The organism is Kitasatospora sp. NPDC004289 (assembly GCF_053602875.1).
This window is the reverse complement of record NZ_JBSGEL010000175.1, coordinates 1-2,315: the sequence shown is the minus strand read 5'-3', so window position 1 is coordinate 2,315 and position 2,315 is coordinate 1. Positions and strand designations below refer to the sequence as shown.

3 protein-coding genes are annotated in these 2,315 nt (G+C 75.2%); 1 reads left to right on the top strand and 2 read right to left on the bottom strand.

Translation table 11 applies throughout. The features are described from left to right. Window positions 1-189: 189 nt before the first annotated feature. Both ACWEPF_RS39845 and ACWEPF_RS39840 read right to left on the bottom strand, forming a co-directional pair. On the bottom strand, window positions 190-1,371 hold the full coding sequence (locus ACWEPF_RS39845) for a cytochrome P450 (protein WP_452176523.1): 1,182 nt from the start codon (window positions 1,369-1,371) through the stop codon (window positions 190-192). 106 nt (window positions 1,372-1,477) lie between these two features. Then, window positions 1,478-1,738: a hypothetical protein gene (locus ACWEPF_RS39840; protein WP_345288153.1), complete on the bottom strand. Its 261-nt coding sequence runs from the start codon at window positions 1,736-1,738 to the stop codon at window positions 1,478-1,480. A gap of 166 nt (window positions 1,739-1,904) precedes the next feature. Here ACWEPF_RS39840 and ACWEPF_RS39835 point away from each other — a divergent pair, with 166 nt between their 5' ends. Continuing rightward, window positions 1,905-2,111 carry a hypothetical protein gene (locus tag ACWEPF_RS39835; protein WP_452176522.1) on the top strand — a complete coding sequence of 69 codons (207 nt, stop codon included), beginning with the start codon at window positions 1,905-1,907 and terminating at the stop codon, window positions 2,109-2,111. Window positions 2,112-2,315: the final 204 nt, after the last annotated feature.

Below are 2,315 nucleotides of genomic sequence, written 5' to 3'. Positions count from 1 at the left end.
CGGCGGGGGAGGACGGGGCGGATGGTGCCGCGACCGCGGAGGGCGTCGGCGCTCTCCAGGCGCTCCAGGGGCTGGGCCGCCAGGGCGGCGTCCAGACCGGGAAGGTGGGCTTGGAGGGCGGCGCGTTCGCGCTGCAGGAAGTACACGGGTGGGCTCCTCCGGGAGCGGAGTTCGGATCGAAGGGGGAGGTCAGGTGGCCAGCGGCAGCCGCAGGAAGCCGCGCAGCCCGTCCCCGGTGCGGCGGACCGGCGGTCCGGCCGGCCTCAGGCCGGGGAAGCGGTCCAGGAGTTGGCGCAGCAGGGCGGCGCCCTCCAGGCGGGCCAGGGCGGCCCCCACGCAGTAGTGCGCGCCGGCGCTGAAGCTCAGCACCCGGCCGTCGGTCCGCTCGACCCGGAAGGCGTCCGGGTCGGTGAAGCAGGCCGGGTCGCGGTGCGCGGCGGCCATCACGGTGATCACACTGGCGCCGGCCGGGACGCTCACCCCGCCGAGCTCGACCGGCCGTGAGGCGATCCGCTCGGTCATCGGGACGGGCCCGTCCCAGCGCAGCGACTCCTCCAGCGCGGCCGGCACCAGGTCGGGGCGCCGGCGCAGCAGCTCCCACTGCCCGGGGTGGGCGAGCAGGGCGTGCACCGCCTGGCCGAGCATCCCGACGGTGGTCTCGAACCCGGCGGCGAACACCAGGACCAGCACGTCCACCAGTTCACGCTCCGTCAGCCCGCCGCCGTCCGGAGGCTGCGCCGCCAGCGCGGAGGCGAGGTCCTCGGTGGGGCGGGCGCGGCGTTCGCGCAGCAGTCCGGCGAAGTACTCCCGCAGCCCGGTCACACCGTGGTCGGCGCGGTCCCAGTCCTCGGGGGTACGGACGGGTTCCAGCAGGCGGCAGGTGTCGTCGCCGAGCGCCCGCAGCCGCTCCCGGTCCCCGGGCGGCACGCCGATCAGCTCGCCGACGACCGCGACCGGCAGCGGAGCCGCGACCAGTTCGTGGAAGTCGGCGGCCGTGCCGTCGGCGGCCGCGGCGAAGCGGTCGAGCGCCTCGGCGCAGAGTTCCTCGACCCCGGCCGCCAGGGCCGCGACCCGGCGGACGCTCAGTTCGCGCACCACCAGCCGGCGCAGCCGGTCGTGGGCGGCGTGGTCGGTGGCCAGCATCGAGGAGTAGAAGAAGTCGGCGGAGGGGCGTCCGGCGCCGTCCGGGATCCGCCGCTCGCACCAGTCCCGGTCGGGGACCAGGAAGTCCGGGTCGGCCAGGACCGACCGGCAGTCGTCGAACGCCGTCAGGAAGTAGGAACCGACCGTCGGGCTGAAGCACACCGGCTCGGTCTCCCGCAGGCGGGCCAGGGCCGGGTAGGGGTCCTCCCGGCCCTCGGGCGTGAACACCGACAGGAGGATGGTCTCCGCGTTCACCGGTCCGCCGCAGTCCAATCGTTCGGAGGGCGGACCCCGGCCGTAGCGCTCCGGCCGGGGTCCGCCGACGGTGCGTGCGTCAGTGGGCGGTCGGGACGACCAGGACCGCGCCCGGCCAGAGGTCGAGGGTGTTGCCGACGTTGGAGTCGGCCGCGGTCACCGAGGTGACGTTGGCGTAGTTGGAGGAGACCCCGCCGTTGTCGGCCTTGGAGCCCTGGCCGATGCCGACGTTCCCGCTGCCGGACTGGCCGGTCGCGTTGCTCGCGAAGGCCGCGGTGGGGAGGACCGAGAGAGCGCATGCCGCAATGAAGGCGCCGAACGCCTTACCGAAAGTTCGCATGGGGCCGATCATGGCAAACGGAGCAGCGCCGGGGTCACGCCTCGTCCCTCGTTCAGCCGAACGGCGAACACCTTCGGGTGCGATGCCACCCGGTTGGCGCAGTGCACGCACGGCCCGTGCGGCGTAGCCGGGGTGACGCCTCGTCAGTCCGCGCGTTGGGCCCGGCATGACCTCCCTCCAGCGCCTCCTCGCGGTGCTCGGCACCGCCGCCCTCGCCCTCCCCCTCCTGAGCTCCCCGGCCCAGGCCGCCCCGCAGCGCGGTGTGCACGCGAGCTCAAACTCCACCGTGGTCAGCCGCAACGACGGCGGCCCGCACACGGGCTGGCTGGTCGGCGCCCGGCACACCAACGCGGCCGAGTACCTGCTCGGTTGAGGAGGCCGGGACCATGACACAGCGTCGCGCGCGGACGGTCAGGATCGGCGAGGGCCCGGTGGTGCCCCGGCCCGCGGCGTGGTGGTCGCGGCGGCAGCCGCCGCCCCCGCGGCCGTCCTCCAGGACCACCACCCGGTCGGCCACGTCCAGCGCCAGGTCGGTGTGGTGGGTGACCAGCAACACCGCGACGCCGTCGGCGAGTTC

Bases quoted from the DNA above. Each gene is read 5' to 3' on its own strand.
- ACWEPF_RS39840 (WP_345288153.1), bottom strand. From the start codon at position 1,738: ATGCGAACTTTCGGTAAGGCGTTCGGCGCCTTCATTGCGGCATGCGCT.
- ACWEPF_RS39835 (WP_452176522.1), top strand. From the start codon at position 1,905: ATGACCTCCCTCCAGCGCCTCCTCGCGGTGCTCGGCACCGCCGCCCTC.